This window comes from Thalassospira sp. MCCC 1A01148 (genome assembly GCF_001613795.1).
Lineage (GTDB): Bacteria > Pseudomonadota > Alphaproteobacteria > Rhodospirillales > Thalassospiraceae > Thalassospira.
Genome location: NZ_LPVZ01000018.1, coordinates 110,274 through 125,891 on the forward strand (window position 1 = coordinate 110,274; position 15,618 = coordinate 125,891).

Genomic DNA, 15,618 nt, shown 5'->3' on the forward strand with positions numbered 1-15,618 from the left:
CGGTGATGCTTGGGCTCTCTTTCTCAATGGGGGCGACCATGCATCAGAACCGGACTTATTCAAACATTTCATCCCGTGCAGCAGCGTCAGACGTTTTGGCGTCTGACGATCTGCAGCGCATTCAGTGCCAGCGCAAACGCACCCTTCGACTGGGTGTGGCAGGGTTGTTTTTGTTGGTGTGTTTTGCCAGTGCGGGATTTGACCGTGCCAGCCAGATCCATGACAGCATTGAGGCGCTCGGGATCGTGGCGATACTGATCTGTATTTTTGGGCGCGGATGGTGTGCGCTTTATATCGGCGGACGTAAAAAGACCTCGCTTGTTACGCTTGGGCCCTATTCGATCAGTCGCAATCCGCTTTATGTGTTCAGTTTTCTCGGTGCCTTCGGGGCAGGGGCGCAAACGGGCAGTCTTATGATTGCGGGGTTGTTTGCGCTGGGGTGTTGGCTGGTGTTTCGGGGTGTTGTCGTTCATGAAGAGGCTATGCTGGCCGACCGCTTTAAAGGTGACTTTGATGCGTATTGCCAGTCTGTACCGCGCTTTGGCCCCAACCTGATGAAGTGGCGCGATACAGATACCATTACGGTCAAGCCCGCCCTGTTTCTAACGACCTTGCGAGATGCCAGTTGGTTTCTGATTGCCGTCCCGGTGTGCGAGGGCATTAAACATCTTCAGGATCAGGGATGGTTGATCACGCTGATCTCGTTACCCTGAGCGGTCGGGTGTGCTTTCTCAGGCGGCGGCGTGATCCGTTGGGCTGCCGCCAAAGGATTTGATCATTCGGTTGCGTTCATCTTCACGCAGCGGATCGGAATCAAGGGCAAGGGCAGCTTCAAGTACCTGCGGTTCGACCTTCAGGACGTCAATACCGTCCTTCATATCCGCCTTCGCCCAGAGATGGACATGGCATTCCAGCTTGATATAGCTGCGCATCGCGGCATCGGGATCAAGTTTTTCCAGGGTGTCGACTTCATACTCGCCAGGCGACAGCAATCCGGCATGGCCGGGCAAATGGAACGGATGAAAGAACGTCACCGTACGATGGGTTGTGCGAGTTATGCTCATAGCATGGCTCCTTCGAGCATCCGAAAGATGACCGTTGAGGGTGCGGATCTGGTTTTGTTTTGAGTATTCACCCCTTTGGGGCGGTTTAAGATCCGCAATCCCCGGTCTCTTCGGGTCATTCGGTGGGGCGCCGATGCCTGTGTCATATGCTCGGGACGCACAGGCATCATTTGGGCTGGCGCCAAATGTGTCACCCTGCCTGCGAACAGGCACGGTGTATACATTATATATGGGGGTATTCGGCCAAAACACAACGTTTGGCACAAATATGTGCACCATCCGGGCATGACAAACGCGCGCTTGAATTTGGCGGGTTTCAAGGGATGGCTGGCTCAAAGATGTTCAGGGCGATCCGGATCTGCATCCCGTGTCATGGCAATATCGAGATCAACCGGTTTGATGGTAAGAATGCGGTCGACCATCATGCCGTTATGTTTGTATTTCAGATGCAAATCGGTCGACACCCTGCGATAGGCTGTAATCGAAACGCCTTCGATCAATTCTTCGGTGGTGTCGACGACATAGCTTCCCGGCGGAAACAGATCGCTGTGTCCGCGCAAGTGAAACGGATGAGCAAAGGTCACCGTTTTGTGTGTCATCCTGCTGTGCTGCATGGCATCAGCCCTTTATGAAACGGGAAACGGGCGTTTCCTGCATGTTCATGATTTTCGGAAAATTCGGCCAGAAAAGGCGATGGCGGAGGAAAACCTCCGCCAGCACGGTATCAGTCATTCGCGCCTTGATGCGCGGTCGGTTTGGTTTCGGCAGGGGAAGTTTCGGCCTTTGGCTTTGCGGCAGGGGCCGCTGCGGTATCTGACGATTTTGCACCCGGCTTCGCGCCCGCGTTTGCGTGGCTCTTCGAAAAACTGCGAAATGACATGATTTGATCTTTCCAATTGCCGGCGCAAAGCGCGCCCGCTAATGGAAAGATGGTGTGTGTGCGGGCAACTAGCAAATGCGCCAATTGGCATGCAGCGCGATTTATCGCCTAAATGCGCGGGAAAGGCTCGCTTATTTCGGATAAAATATATTTTCTGATCACTGGCAAAGTGCAGGCGCGGGCTTACACCCCGCGCAGGTTGCCCCAGACATGCACGTGCCATTGCGGCAAAACCCGTACGTCAAACCATTTGCGCTTTGCGACTTCATCGACCAGCCAGCGATACCGTTCGGTCAGGCCGTCGATATCAACACCGTCCGCACCATCCGGGTGCGGTTCGGCGGGCGTTGTATTGACCGGCTGCAAACAGACCGGAACGCCAATGTGAAGGTTCCTCACATAATCGGCAAACATCAGGTCAGCCGTATCACGCACCGGGAATTTGAGGGTAATCGCCGGGCCGTTCAGCATGCCATTGGCCTGTGCGGCATCCATGCAGGCTTGCAACGCGTCCTTATCGAAACTGGTCGAGGAACTTGGTGGTTTGGGGCTGATGGTCAGGAAATTAAGGTCGGCAAACCAGTCCTTGGCGATGCTGCCTTGGGTTTCGATGGCAAAGGTAAAACCTTCGTCCTTGCCCATGGCGATCAGATCCCCCAATGGCTGGATGGCCGGGTTGCCGCCCGACAGCGTAATCAGGATCGGTTTGCCACCGGAAAGCGTTTTGACTTCGTCCAGAACTTCGGTCGCAGACATAGGTTTCCAGTCGGCGCGAAAGGCCGGATCAACCGCATAAAGCGTGTCGCACCACGAACAGCGGAAATCACAGCCGCCCGTGCGGACAAACACCGTCGGCATGCCGATCAGGGCTCCTTCGCCTTGAACCGTCGGGCCGAAGATTTCCGAGATGCGGATTTTGCCGCGTCCCCCGGAAAGGTCGGCAAGGTTGGGATCGTGCGCCGTCATGGACGATATTCCGCCCAGGTTTTCGGCGTTTCGGACACGCGCACAGCCGATACTTCCGGCCAGCGATCATGCGCCCATTCATAGAAAAACAATGCCAGACGTTCGGCGGTCGGGTGATCGTGCCCAAGAACCTCGTTCAGGTGACGGTGATCAAACGCGTCATCGATCAGGCGTTTGAGTGGGCCCAGTTCGCGGTAATCGCGCACAAAGCCGCTTTCATCAAGTATCGTACCCTTCAGCTCCACCTCGACGATATAGTTATGGCCATGCAGACGTGCACATGGGTGGTCTTCCTCAAGGCCGCTTAGTTGATGGCTTGCGGAAAAGGCGAATTGTTTGGTGATGGTGAACATCGGTTTTCTTTCGGTGTCGTCCATTCTTGCGAGCACGAACATGCGGATCGAGGTCCCCGCGTTCGCGGGGATGACGGTGCCAAATCAGGCGGGTTTGCAGTCGATCCGTCATGCCAGCTTCGGCGGGCATCCATGATGCAGGAAATGGAAAGTGTTACTCGGCCGCGCTGGAGGTGGCTTTCGTTTCGCCTTTGGCAAACTTGCGGGCCATATGATCGGCGCGGGCCTGCTTCCAGTAATCGCGATCGACATAAACGGTCGGATCCTTGACCCGTGCCAGTTCAAGCGCCTCGCGCCGCTCGACACAGGTGCCGCATCGTCCGCAATGGGTTTCCCCGCCCTTGTAACACGACCAAGTCAGATCGACCGGCACGCCCAGTCGGCCTGCCTCGGCAGCAATGTCTGCCTTGGAGACCTTTACAAACGGGGTGTAAAGCGAGACGTCCCCGACACCTTCAAGCGCATGGTTCTGCATGGTTTGGAAGGCATTGATGAAATCGGGGCGGCAATCGGGATAGATGAAATGATCCCCGCCATGAACGGCTGTGGCAACCGCATCGGCCCCGGCACTGGCAGCCGCACCAAAGGCCACAGACAGCATGATGGCATTGCGGTTCGGCACCACGGTAACGCGCATGGTTTCTTCGGCGTAATGGCCATCGGGCACATCAATTTCATCGCTGGTCAGCGACGATCCGGAAAGAAGCGCACCCACAGGTGTCAGATCAACAATGTGATGCCGGACGCCAAGATCACGCGCCGTGCGGGCGGCGAAATCGAGTTCCTTTTTATGGCGCTGGCCATAATCGAATGAAATCAGGGAATGGAGCTTGTGCTCGACCGCGACCTTATAGGCCAGCGTGACGGAATCCAGTCCGCCAGAGCAGACGACAATCGTCTTCATAATGATCAGTCTTTCGTGTTTTTAACCTGGTGCTACGACAGGGGAAGGATCACCCTTCCAAGGGGGCGGGGTTTGCCATGGCGTGTGCCCGAACGCAAGCAAAATCCACGCATGAGGCCATGCAGGACGCGCAGGAATGCTTGGTTCCTGCTGGAAATGGGTGTCAGACGGCGGGCTTTATCACGCGCGTGTGCCGCTAAGTACATGAAAACAAATCGGGACCTGAAAATGGCCGTCTTCGATATAAGGGGCCAAGGTTTCAAACATCGCGGCATTGATCGCGCCGACTTCCATGTCCGATGACTTGCGCAGGACATTGCCAAACAGCATGTCCATTTGCGGTTTCCAGAAGGGGGCTGTTTCGGGAATGCGGCCCGCCGGGCTGTGGCTGGTGGCCTCGATCCCGGTAAAGCCTTCATTTTCCAGGCGCATCATCGATTTATCCGCATCGCCAAAGCAAAACGGATCAAGTCCGGCTTTATCAAAGCCGATACCCAGAATATTGCCCAGAACGGCATCCATGGCGGCGAACAGGGGATTGTCGATCAAGGGGGCCCATACCATGAAGACGGCCTTGCCGCCGGGGCGCAGAACACGAAAAGCTTCGCGTAATGCCTGATCCGGGTCATCGCAAAACATCACGCCAAAACGACAGGATACGACATCAAAGCTTTGATCCCCGAAAGGCAGGTTTTCCATATTGGCCGGAATGGCCTTGATGTTGGAAATCTCTTCTTCGGACGCGCGTTCCATCAGGGCGTCGCACATGTCGGGCACGATATCGGATGCGGTGACATTCCCGGTCACACCGGGGATATTGACCCGGTCTTCCTCACTGCCGCCACCCAGCGCACGGGCAAAGGAAAAAGCAGGCTCCCCAACCCCGGACGCCAGATCAAGGACTTCAAGCGGAGCACCATCGCGTTTCGCCGAAAGACCCTTGAGGTCCGCCGTCTCGATCATGTGGCGATTGATTTTCTCGGCCGCCGGCGCCAGGCGTTCCGCCCAGGTGATCCAGTCAGTCGAAAGGTTTTGCCAGGTTTCGGACGTCGGGGTGGTGGTCATGGTCGGTCAGTTTCCCTTTGGGTTGGGCTATGACCATAAACTTAAATCGACTGCGGTTTAAAGGATGTTTTGCAGCGCAATGAGGGTAAGAAGCCCCACGCCATCGCGCAGGGCTCCCTACACAAACTGAAAGGCGGCTCTTCAACCTTCCAGCAAGCGTAACAGGTTCTGGCGCATTTCGCTGATGCGACCAAGGATCGCAACGCTCGTTCGGGTCAGAATTTGGTTGGAGGCATAGTCGGTCAATTCCGCTGCAACATCGAGATCAAGCAGGCTGGAACGTGCTTCTTCAACATGCTGCAGTGTCGCGGTCAGGTTTGTGCTGGCAACGTCCAGGCGGTTCTGGTTGGTGCCAATGTTTGTGCGTGCGCGCTGAATGTCATCAATCGCACGGGTAATGGTTTCAAGCGCCTTGCGCGCCTTTACCGTCGAGGCAATGGCATTCTTGCCCAGATCATCAAGACTGGGTTCAGTGCCGGTCTTTCCGCTGCCAAGGGTTGCGCCATCAACAGCAGTCATCGAGATCGCAACCTGATCCGCAGCCGTTGCCCCGCCACCGACCTGCAAGTAAACCCGATCAGAAAGCTTGTTGCCCCGATCCTCGGTAACGGAGAATACCGGCGAGGACCCAAGAACCTGCGCACTTGCCGATCCATCTGCACCGGCACCGTCAGCCCCCTGCGAAAGGGCGTTGGACACCGTGGTGCCGATGTTAAAGTTCAGATCGACCTTGACCCCGAGCATGTCGAATTCAAGGCTTTGTCTTTCGCTGATTTCAAGTGCCTTGGCCCCGCCGGTGGCATAGTCGGTGATGTCGATGCTTTGCGAGCGGTGCGAAGCGGTGCCATCAATTTCGGACGAAGCATTCAGCATGATCCTGTCGCCGGTTTTGATCAGGTCAAACCGAACACTGTTATCGCCAAGACCGTCTTCGTCGTTATCGCCAGCCCAATAATTGTCATTGGTAATGACAACATTGGAAAAGCCATTGGCGTGCGACAGGGCATTGGCCGTGCCGCCAGCTTCAAGATCGGAATAATCAAGCGAGACATCGCTGCCATCGCCCAATAACTGGATGCCGTTGAAGCTGGTCGAGGACGCGATGCGATTGATCTCATCGCGCAAACCAGTGAATTCGTCATTGAGAAACCCGCGTTCGGTATCCGGCAGGTTTTCCGATGCGGCCTGAACGGCCAAGGTTTTCATACGCACCAGAATGTTATCAATGGTGGCCATGCCCCCATCTGCAATCTGGAGCATGGAATTGCCGTGCCCCACATTGACAATTCCCGATGTGATGGTCGAGGCCGTTGAATCCAGCCGCACCCCGATAGCCATAGACGTTGCATCATCACGTGCGGAGACCACACGCTGTCCTGATGACAGTTTCTGAAGCGATCTGTTCGTCGCTTCTTCGGCGCGTGCCAGATTGCGATGTGCAAGATTGGCCGCGTGATTGGATAGAATATTTAACGCCATGTCGCAGTTCCTACCTGAACAAGCAAAACAAATGGTGGCGGCGATCCGGACCCCTACATGAGGCCAACTGCGCAAAAGGTTAATTAGAGAAATATGAAATTGCAATAGCTAATATTAGAAGTAACTCAACATTAAGTCATTGAATAATAGTGATAAATTAGTCTCCTATGCCAAAGGAGGGGTTCCGAGAGGAGGCAAATCTTGATTTCTCTTCGTGGATACCGGCAAAAAAGAAGGCCCTGCGCGGAGCAAAAGATCAATCTGATCAAGGGGGGGCGGGAAGTGTGTTTTTAATGCGCAATGCAACGTCGTGCAGGGAAAGCACGCCTGTCGTTTCATGCCACATTGCACAGGCGCAAGTGATTCATTTCGTGGGGAAAACCGCAGGACGTTATTCAAAACAAAGAGCCCTGCGATGTGTCGCAGGGCTCCATGGCTTTGCAGCAAGGGGGCTCAATCAACCTTGCAGCAAGCGTAACAGGTTCTGTGGCATCTGCTGGGCCTGTGCGAGCATGGCGATGCCGGACTGGACCAGAATCTGTTTCGAGGTAAAGTTCGTCATCTCTGCCGCCACGTCGAGGTCCAGCAGGGTAGAGCGCGCCTCTTCTATATTCTCGATCATGGTTGCAAGGTTCTGGCCTGCAAAATCCAGACGGTTCTGGTAGGTCCCGACATTGGCGCGTGCACGCTGCAGGTCATCAATCGCGCGCGTAACGACCTCGACCGCGTTTTGTGCAGTCGCCGCGGTGTTAATAGCGTTGGTGCCAAGGTCCTCAAGGCTGCTTTGGCTGCCATTGGCACCCGCACCAAGTTCTGAACTGTCGACCGACTGGAAATTGATCGCAAGCCGGTCATTGGATGTGTTGCCAGCCCCGACCTGGAAGGAAATATTGTCAGCAAGTTGCTGGCCCTGATCGGAAAGCATCCGCACGGTGCTGTTGTCGCCCGGTGTCGCGCCGCCGCCAATTACCTGTGCTGTCGCATAACCATCTGCACCGGCCCCGTCCGAGCCCAGCGTGATGGTGTTGGCAATGATGCCGCCGATGTTCGAGTTCAGATCAAGTGTCAGGCCAAGTTCATCAAAGCTGATGGTGGTGGTTTCACCGGGGCCAAGGGCCTGCGTGCCACCCGTGGCAAGATCGGTGATGTCTATACTTTGTTCGCGGCTGGTCGCACCATCAATCGTTGTGAAGATGTTCAGCATGGCCGTATTTCCGACCTTGATGAAATGGACCTTGAATTCGTTATCGGTCACGCCGTTATCGTTTGCGTCGGTTGCCCAGTAATTGTTGTCGGTGATCCCGATCTTGTCGAACCCGTTGGCCGGCGACAGGTCTTCGGCCAGGCCCGTGGGATTAAACAGCGCATAGTTAAGCGAGACATCGCCACCATCGCCGAGCAACTGAATACCATTGAAATTGGTCGAGGATGAAATGCGATCAATCTCGTCGCGAAGTTCGGTGAACTCGTCATTGAGGAACCCGCGCTCGGTATCGGACAGGTTGCCCGATGATGCCTGAACCGCAAGGGTCTTCATTCGCACCAGAATATCATCAATCGTTGCCATGCCGCCGTCGGCAATCTGCAACATGGAATTGGCCTGCCCGACATTGACTGCGGCGGTTTTTAACGACTGTGCGGTGGCATTTAAACGCGCGCCAATCGCCATCGACGCCGCATCGTCGCGCGCCGATACAACCCGCGTACCCGAAGACAGCTTGGCCAGCGAACGGGTCGCCGCCGCATCGGACGCCGTCAGATTGCGATGCGCAAGATTGGCCGCATAGTTTGAAATAATATTGAGTGCCACGTCCGAGTTCCTACCTGAACTGTAAAGGTCTGATTGAATTTAGACCTGCAAGGTCCCTCTACATGAGCGAACCGTAAATATACATTAAAATGGTTTTTGGAGCTGTGCAAGGTGGAAGCTTTTGGAATGTTTTAGTTAACCAATTGAAATCTTTGACTAAAAGAAAATCCTATCCTTAATGGGGTGGATCCGGTTGGTCTTGGAATGCAAAAAAGCCGGTCAGGAAATGACCGGCTTTTAATGAATACAGATGTTTGTGTGCTTTATCAGCCGTTGGTGCCATAACGCGGCGCGTTGCGCTGGGCATTGCTGCCAGCTTCGGCGTAGGCCTGGCTTGCCTGTGCGGTCTGGGTGACCTGCGACTGCAGGACCTGTTCATCGCGTTCCGGCGTTGCTGCCTCGGCCGCTTCTTCTGACGCGCTGCTGTTAAACAGCTCGGTCAGGCGTTGCTCGATGCTTTGCAGACCTTCATTCAGGCGTTCTTCGGTTTCGTTGATATTGCCGTTGATTTCATCATTGAGTGCGCCCAGTCCGTCAAGGATGGCGCGGGCATCTTCAAGACCGGCCTGAATGCCTTCGCTTGCCTGATCAAAGATTTCGCGGGCTTCGGCCTCGGAACTTGCATTGGATGCAATCAGGTCGCCGACGCGGGCAAGAATGCGGTCAGCAACGCCTTCGGGTGTGTAATCGTCGGGATTAACACCCTGGATCGACAGACCGGTCGATTGCAGGCTTTCATTGATCGCGGCAACAATGTTGTCCGCCGACAGGCGGGTTGCGGATTCAGAAGACAGCGAAACAGACGTCGCAGCTGCAAATGCAGATGCGCCATTGTTTCCGGTTTTCTCAGAATCACTTTGTCCCGGCAAATAGGATTGTGCCGAGCGGCTTGATGCCCCGGATTGTTGGGATGACAGACCACCGATGGTGATATCCATAAACGTCCTCCCTGGACGGAATGCGTTAAGCGCGGTGCTGACAATCAGCACTTTTCCAAGCAAACCTGCGCTGCAATTACGCATGCAGCTGACCGCTTGATAAAATTCAAACTTCAATATGGCATGGAAAGGCGGAAAAATCCAGTCCTCATGTATAGGCAGGGTTGATGCAGCTGCAAGGGTGGTTTGCGTTTTGTGTTGTCTTTGACTGCCGGTGAATGTTTGTGGAAATCGACCGATTTTCGCCAGAAATCTCGTTATCTGATGTTGCACGTCGATCAAAGCGCGCTTATGAACACTGCTTAAGAATATTTTGGAACCCGATCCGGGGGTGGCGCGCCGTTTGGGCCGCGCCGGACGCCAGGGTCGGGGTTTGACAGGCAGGAGTTGATTGAGCGTGGCGAACTATCAGGAAAGTGCGCGGGAATTTGAAAAGCGCTGGCAGGCATATTGGCGTGAAAACGATACCTATCGTACGCCAAATCCCGGCGATGCCGATTTCGACGCAAGCAAGAAGAAAAGCGTCATCCTGGACATGTTCCCCTATCCAAGCGGGGTTGGCCTGCATATCGGCCATCCGCTGGGCTATATCGCGACCGACGTCAAGGCACGGTTCGAACGCATGCGCGGCAAAAACGTTCTGCATTCCATGGGCTTTGATGCCTTTGGTCTGCCGGCAGAACAGTTTGCCATCCAGACCGGCCAGCATCCGCGCATCACGACCGAAGCCAATATCGAAAACATGCTGCGTCAGCTTGAAGTCATCGGCCTTGGTCATGACCCGCATCGTCGTTTCGCCACGACCGATATCGACTATTACAAATGGACGCAGTGGATCTTCCTGCAGCTTTTCAACAGCTTCTATGATCCGACCGTGGAATGGAAAGGCCCGCAGGGGCAGGTGATCAATGGGCGTGCGCGCCCGATTGCCGAATTGCGCCCGTTGCTTGAGAGCGGTGATTGGTTGCTCGACGAAGATGGCGTGCCACAGCCGAAATCGGTGATTGGCGAAGGCACCAAAGCCGAGGGCAAAGAGATTGATCGTGCAATTGATCGCGGGCGTCTGGCCTATGTCGATGAGGTGCCGGTCAACTGGTGCCCGATGCTGGGCACGGTTCTGTCGAACGAGGAAGTCACCAACGAAGGAAAATCCGAACGTGGTGATTACCCGGTCTATAAACGTCCGCTGAAACAGTGGATGTTGCGCATTACCGATTATGCTGACCGTCTGGTCGCCGATCTTGAAGGACTTGATTGGCCAAATGGCGTGGTCGAGATGCAGAAGGGCTGGATTGGCCGTTCTGTCGGCGCACGGGTCAACTTCCCGGTCAAAACCGTGGACGGTGCAGACGACAAGATTGCCGTTTATACCACCCGTCCGGACACGATCTTTGGCGCGACCTATATGGTTCTCGCACCTGAGCATCCGCTGGTCGATAAGCTTTGCGCCGCCGATAAAAAGGCCGACGTTGCGGCCTATCGCGCTGAAGCGTCCGAGCTTAAGGCCGTGTCGGCCAAGGATGATGCCGAACGCGAAAAGACCGGCGTGTTTATTGGCGCGCATGCGACCAACCCGGTCACCGGTGAAGAAATCCCGGTCTGGATTGCCGACTATGTCCTGATGGGCTATGGCACCGGTGCGATCATGGCGGTTCCGGCTGGCGATCAGCGCGACTTTGAATTTGCCCATAAATTCGATCTGCCGATCAAGGCAACCACCAAGCCGTCCGAAGCTTGGCTTAAGGAAAATGCCCCGGCAGATGCGGCGGATGCTGATGCAGCGACGCTTTTGGCGCGCTATGAGGCAGAGCCGGGCGCATTCAAACTTGCCCAGACTGAAGTTGGCGAGACGATCAATTCCGCCAATGACGAGGTTTCAATCAACGGTCTTTCGACCCCGGATGCCAAGGCCAAGATCATCGAATGGATGGAAGCCAAGGGCATTGGCCGCGGTCGCGTGCAGTACAAGCTGCGCGACTGGCTGTTCTCGCGTCAGCGGTATTGGGGGGAGCCGTTCCCGGTTCTGTTCGATAAGGAAACCGATCAGGTTCACGGCATTGCCGAGGCGGCCTTGCCTGTTGTTCTGCCGGAAATGACCGATTTCAAACCGAAATCAAACGAAGACCCGAATTCCGAGCCGGAACCGCCGTTGGCGCGCGCCAAGGACTGGATGGAAGTCACAGGCATCGTCCTTTCCGATGGTTCAGTTCTGCCGGTGGATGCAGAAGTTGGCGCAAAACACACCCATGACGGTGCGGAATATGAAGTGCGCGCGTTCAAACGCGATGCCAACTCCATGCCGAACTGGGCGGGGTCTTGCTGGTATTATCTGCGCTATTTCGATGCCAAGAATGATGCCAAGTTTGCATCCGATGATGCCGCCGCCTATTGGGCAAACAGCACGGACAAGGACGGCAACGCCCTTCCGGGTGCAGTTGACCTTTATGTTGGCGGTGCGGAACATGCTGTGCTGCATCTTCTGTACTCGCGTTTCTGGCACAAGGTCCTGTTTGACCTTGGCTATGTCAGCACACCCGAGCCGTTCCAGAAGCTGTTTAACCAGGGCATGATTACGGCCGATGCCTATACCGATGCGCGCGGGGTTTATGTCGACATCCATGATGTTGAAATGCGTGATGTCGATGGCAAAAAAGTACCGTTCAACGCCAAAACCGATGAACGACTGACCACCGTGCCGGGCAAGATGGGCAAACGATACAAAAACGGTATCCCGCCTGAAGAAGTGTGTGATCAGTACACCATCGATACGTTCAGAACCTATGAGATGTATATGGGGCCGCTTGATAGCTCCAAACCGTGGCAGTATGACGCAATTGTCGGCATGATGCGGTTCCTGTCCAATGTCTGGAAAGTCACGACCCAGATGGAGCGGACCGATCACGTCGATGGCAAGATCGAAACGCTTCTGCACAAGACGATTGCCAAGGTGACCGGTGATATTGCTGATCTGCGTTTGAATACCGCAATTGCGGCCTTGATCGAGCTGACCAATGCGCTGACCAAGCAGAATGCCGTGCATGACGATCATGCCAAGGCACTTGCACTCATGGTCGCCCCGTTTGCTCCGCATCTCGGTGAGGAGCTGATGAGCCGCATGGCTTCTGATGAGTTCAGTGCCAAGAAATCGGTGATCAAGTTCGACTGGCCGGAGTTCGATGCCGAAAAGGCCAAGGATGATGAATTCGAAGTCCCGGTTCAGGTCAATGGCAAGAAACGTGGTTCGGTCATGGTGGCGGCAGATGCCGATCAGGCGACGGTCGAGGCGCTTGCCAAGGCCGACGAAAACGTTGCCCGCCATCTTGAGGGCAAGGACATCGTCAAGGTGATCTATGTCGCCAAGCCGACCCCGAAACTGGTCAATATCGTGGTGAAGGGCTAAGCCCGGACCGCGAGGATGGATTTTACGAGAAGGGCATGTTGCTTGGGCAGCGTGCCCTTTTTCTTTACCTGGGTCACCGGTCTGCGAAGATGGCTTTGGGGTCGCAATCCTTGAGGATGGCTGAGGCAGGAATTTCACGCTCGATGATCATCTGGTCAGGCAGAAGGCTTGCGCGGCCAAACAGTCTTGCCAGAGTCCCGTCGCACAGCATTTCATAGATTGTCTTGTTGAAGGTCTTTCGGTTCCTGATACCGGCAAGATCGGCCTTGAACAGGATCAGGACATTTTCGCTGGTGACAGGATCGTCGGTAACCGAGATCGAGTCTTCAAGGCCAAGCAGCTTTAGGACATGGTTTCCCGAAAAACGTTCGATGATGGCGGCATCCAGACGGTTGCTGGCAATCATGCGCAACAAAAACGTATCACCGGGGACGCGTTCGATGCTGAGTTCCTGACGATCAAGAATGTAGTCAGGGTAATGATAGGCAGATAGCCCCACCCGCGTGCCATCAAGGTCTTCAAGCTTTTCAACCCTGCCCCGGCCAAAGCGATCAGTACTGTAAAAAACAAGATTTTCACGGCGATAGAACGGCACCGAGGCCAACGAGACCGGAATGTCAGAAAGTGACGGATAAGCTCCCAGCGCGTCATACTTGCCGCTTATGAAGTCCTGCACCGCGCGCCGTACCGGCAGAATGTCAATGACGACGTCAGTGTCCGACCGTCTTGCTATTTCCGTATACATATCAATGAAAACGCCGTGATCCTTGCTTTCCGCCATCAACGGAATATAGGGGAAAACCACCCGGATCTGCGAGGTCGGTTGTACCGCTATCGCGTGGCTTGTCACGAGCAGCAGGACAGAAAGGGCCAGAAAGATAAGGCGCATGTCAATGACGTCGCATGTTGCGAAGGATGAACCTGAACTAGATCACTTTCCGGGCACTCGTACAAGTGTCGTCATTTTGGGGCGTGCTTGGCCGGAAACTGTCACGGCCCCGAGATTGGAGGACCTAAGCAATTGACGGGGCAAGACGGGGTGGCTACAAATCGGCGACCAGTTTGTTTGCAGGGTTTTAAGCATGAGTCACCGGCGCAAGGTTTCGGTTATCGGTTTGGGGTATGTCGGGTTGCCGGTTGCGGTGGCATTTGGCACGTCATGTGGTCGTACCGTGGCGTTTGATATCAATCAGGCACGTATCGCCCAACTTAAAGCAGGGCATGACGCGACCGGTGAGGTCGATGACCATGAACTTGCTGCCGCCGAGCTGTTGCTGACCGCTGATGCCAGCGACCTTGCCAAGGCAGATTTCCATATTGTCACTGTGCCAACACCGATTGATAGTTCAAACCGCCCGGATCTGTCACCGTTGCGCTCTGCCTCGAAAACCGTTGGCGCCATTCTTAAAAAGGGCGACATTGTTGTTTACGAAAGCACGGTCTATCCGGGTGCAACCGAAGAAGAATGTGTGCCGATCCTTGAAGACCTTTCGGGGCTAAAAGCAGGCACCGATTTTACGGTCGGTTATTCTCCGGAACGCATTAACCCGGGTGATCGTGAACATCGCTTTACGACCATTACCAAGGTTGTTTCGGGCCAGGATCAGGCAACGCTTGATATCGTGGCCGATGTTTATGGCAGCGTGGTGACCGCCGGTGTCCACAAGGCGCCAACCATCAAGGCGGCCGAGGCGGCAAAGGTCATCGAAAACACCCAGCGTGATTTGAATATCGCGTTGATGAACGAGTTGTCGCTGATCTTTGATCGGGCCGGTATTGATACCCGTGATGTGCTTGAAGCTGCGGGTACCAAATGGAACTTCCTGAAATTTACCCCGGGTTTGGTGGGCGGTCACTGCATTGGTGTTGATCCGTACTACCTGACCCACAAATCCGAAGAGCTAGGTTACTATCCGCAAGTGGTTCTGGCGGGGCGCCGGGTAAATGACGGAATGGGTGAAGTGGTTGCCAACAAGGTCGTTCGCGCGCTGCTGCGTGAAGGGGCGACCAAAAACCCGACCGTTACCGTACTTGGCCTGACGTTCAAGGAAGATGTGCCCGACATTCGCAATACGCGCGTCATCGATATCATTCGTTCGCTGGAAGACGCCGGTATCAATGTGCAGGTTCATGATGTTCACGCCGACAAGGAAGAAGTGGCCCACGAATTTGAAGGCCTTAAGCTTTGCTCTGACAGTGGGCTGAAACCGGCTGATGCCCTTGTGCTGGCCGTGTCGCACAAGGAATATGTTGCCAAGGGCTGGCCGCTGATCAGCAGTCTGCTTAAGGATGGCAAGGGCTTTGTTGCCGATGTGCGGGCGGTTCTGCCGCGTGATGAGGTGCCTGCCGGTATCGATCTCTGGCGTCTCTAGGAGACCCGGTCTATTCGTCCTGGTAAAGATTGAGCTCGCGCTGCAGTTTCTTCGTCAAACCCTTGGCGACAATGCGATGCGAGCTCCTTAGATGATCCTTGAGATCATCTTCGCTTAGGCCCGGTGCATCGTAATGCTGTATCCACTTCATACCGCGTGATGCCAAATATGGTGCAGGGCGCAGGCCGGGCATTTCCCTGAGGACCTCAAAGCCGATCTCGGATGTCTTGAATGTGATGCCAAGTGTCTCATTCTTGGTCCAGCCACCGATGGCAAACACCTTGCCGCCCACTTTCCATACGTCCGCACCACCCCATTGAACAACGTGCGTTGTGTGGGGTAGTGACTTGCAAAAGGCGTTGAATGCGTCCCGATCCATTGCGGCCC

Annotated in this window: 14 protein-coding genes; 3 read left to right on the forward strand and 11 right to left on the reverse strand. The window is 55.0% G+C overall.

What is annotated here, in order from left to right:
- Nucleotides 1-5 precede the first annotated feature (5 nt).
- Complete coding sequence (locus AUQ43_RS07055; protein WP_232310613.1) at nucleotides 6-713, forward strand: isoprenylcysteine carboxylmethyltransferase family protein; 708 nt, start codon at nucleotides 6-8, stop codon at nucleotides 711-713.
- Nucleotides 714-731: 18 nt separating this feature from the next.
- Here the strand turns inward: AUQ43_RS07055 and AUQ43_RS07060 are convergent, their stop codons facing one another.
- The 9 genes from AUQ43_RS07060 to AUQ43_RS07105 form a co-directional block, all read right to left on the reverse strand.
- Nucleotides 732-1,064, reverse strand: coding sequence for a hypothetical protein (locus AUQ43_RS07060; protein WP_062955554.1), 333 nt, complete (start codon nucleotides 1,062-1,064; stop codon nucleotides 732-734).
- A 332-nt stretch (nucleotides 1,065-1,396) separates the two neighbouring features.
- On the reverse strand, nucleotides 1,397-1,663 hold the full coding sequence (locus AUQ43_RS07065) for a hypothetical protein (protein WP_062955555.1): 267 nt from the start codon (nucleotides 1,661-1,663) through the stop codon (nucleotides 1,397-1,399).
- 464 nt (nucleotides 1,664-2,127) lie between these two features.
- Nucleotides 2,128-2,910, reverse strand: a complete 783-nt coding sequence (queE, locus tag AUQ43_RS07075; RefSeq protein WP_062955557.1) for a 7-carboxy-7-deazaguanine synthase QueE — start codon at nucleotides 2,908-2,910, stop codon at nucleotides 2,128-2,130.
- Nucleotides 2,907-3,263 (reverse strand): 6-carboxytetrahydropterin synthase QueD, encoded by a 357-nt coding sequence (gene queD / locus AUQ43_RS07080; protein WP_062955558.1) that lies wholly within the window; start codon nucleotides 3,261-3,263, stop codon nucleotides 2,907-2,909. Before queD ends, queE begins: the two co-directional genes overlap by 4 nt.
- A 154-nt stretch (nucleotides 3,264-3,417) precedes the next feature.
- Entirely contained in the window at nucleotides 3,418-4,167 is a 750-nt protein-coding gene (queC, locus tag AUQ43_RS07085; RefSeq protein WP_062955559.1) for a 7-cyano-7-deazaguanine synthase QueC, read from the reverse strand.
- Nucleotides 4,168-4,347: 180 nt separating this feature from the next.
- Entirely contained in the window at nucleotides 4,348-5,232 is an 885-nt protein-coding gene (locus tag AUQ43_RS07090; RefSeq protein WP_062955560.1) for a class I SAM-dependent methyltransferase, read from the reverse strand.
- 141 nt (nucleotides 5,233-5,373) lie between these two features.
- Entirely contained in the window at nucleotides 5,374-6,711 is a 1,338-nt protein-coding gene (locus tag AUQ43_RS07095; RefSeq protein ID WP_062955561.1) for a flagellin, read from the reverse strand.
- 457 nt (nucleotides 6,712-7,168) lie between these two features.
- Nucleotides 7,169-8,521 carry a flagellin gene (locus AUQ43_RS07100; protein WP_062955562.1) on the reverse strand — a complete coding sequence of 451 codons (1,353 nt, stop codon included), beginning with the start codon at nucleotides 8,519-8,521 and terminating at the stop codon, nucleotides 7,169-7,171.
- A gap of 266 nt (nucleotides 8,522-8,787) precedes the next feature.
- Complete coding sequence (locus AUQ43_RS07105; protein WP_062955563.1) at nucleotides 8,788-9,459, reverse strand: DUF5610 domain-containing protein; 672 nt, start codon at nucleotides 9,457-9,459, stop codon at nucleotides 8,788-8,790.
- Nucleotides 9,460-9,856: 397 nt separating this feature from the next.
- Between AUQ43_RS07105 and leuS the strand changes: the two genes are divergently transcribed.
- On the forward strand, nucleotides 9,857-12,859 hold the full coding sequence (leuS, locus tag AUQ43_RS07110) for a leucine--tRNA ligase (protein ID WP_062955564.1): 3,003 nt from the start codon (nucleotides 9,857-9,859) through the stop codon (nucleotides 12,857-12,859).
- A 73-nt stretch (nucleotides 12,860-12,932) separates the two neighbouring features.
- On the opposite strand, the gene AUQ43_RS07115 is transcribed toward leuS, so the two are convergent.
- A complete protein-coding gene (locus AUQ43_RS07115; RefSeq protein ID WP_062955565.1) occupies nucleotides 12,933-13,748 on the reverse strand; it encodes an ABC transporter substrate-binding protein in 816 nt (271 codons plus the stop codon).
- Nucleotides 13,749-13,941: 193 nt separating this feature from the next.
- Between AUQ43_RS07115 and AUQ43_RS07120 the strand changes: the two genes are divergently transcribed.
- Complete coding sequence (locus tag AUQ43_RS07120) at nucleotides 13,942-15,231, forward strand: nucleotide sugar dehydrogenase (protein WP_062955566.1); 1,290 nt, start codon at nucleotides 13,942-13,944, stop codon at nucleotides 15,229-15,231.
- A 10-nt stretch (nucleotides 15,232-15,241) separates the two neighbouring features.
- Here the strand turns inward: AUQ43_RS07120 and AUQ43_RS07125 are convergent, their stop codons facing one another.
- Entirely contained in the window at nucleotides 15,242-15,610 is a 369-nt protein-coding gene (locus AUQ43_RS07125) for an MmcQ/YjbR family DNA-binding protein (RefSeq protein WP_062955567.1), read from the reverse strand.
- Nucleotides 15,611-15,618 lie beyond the last annotated feature (8 nt).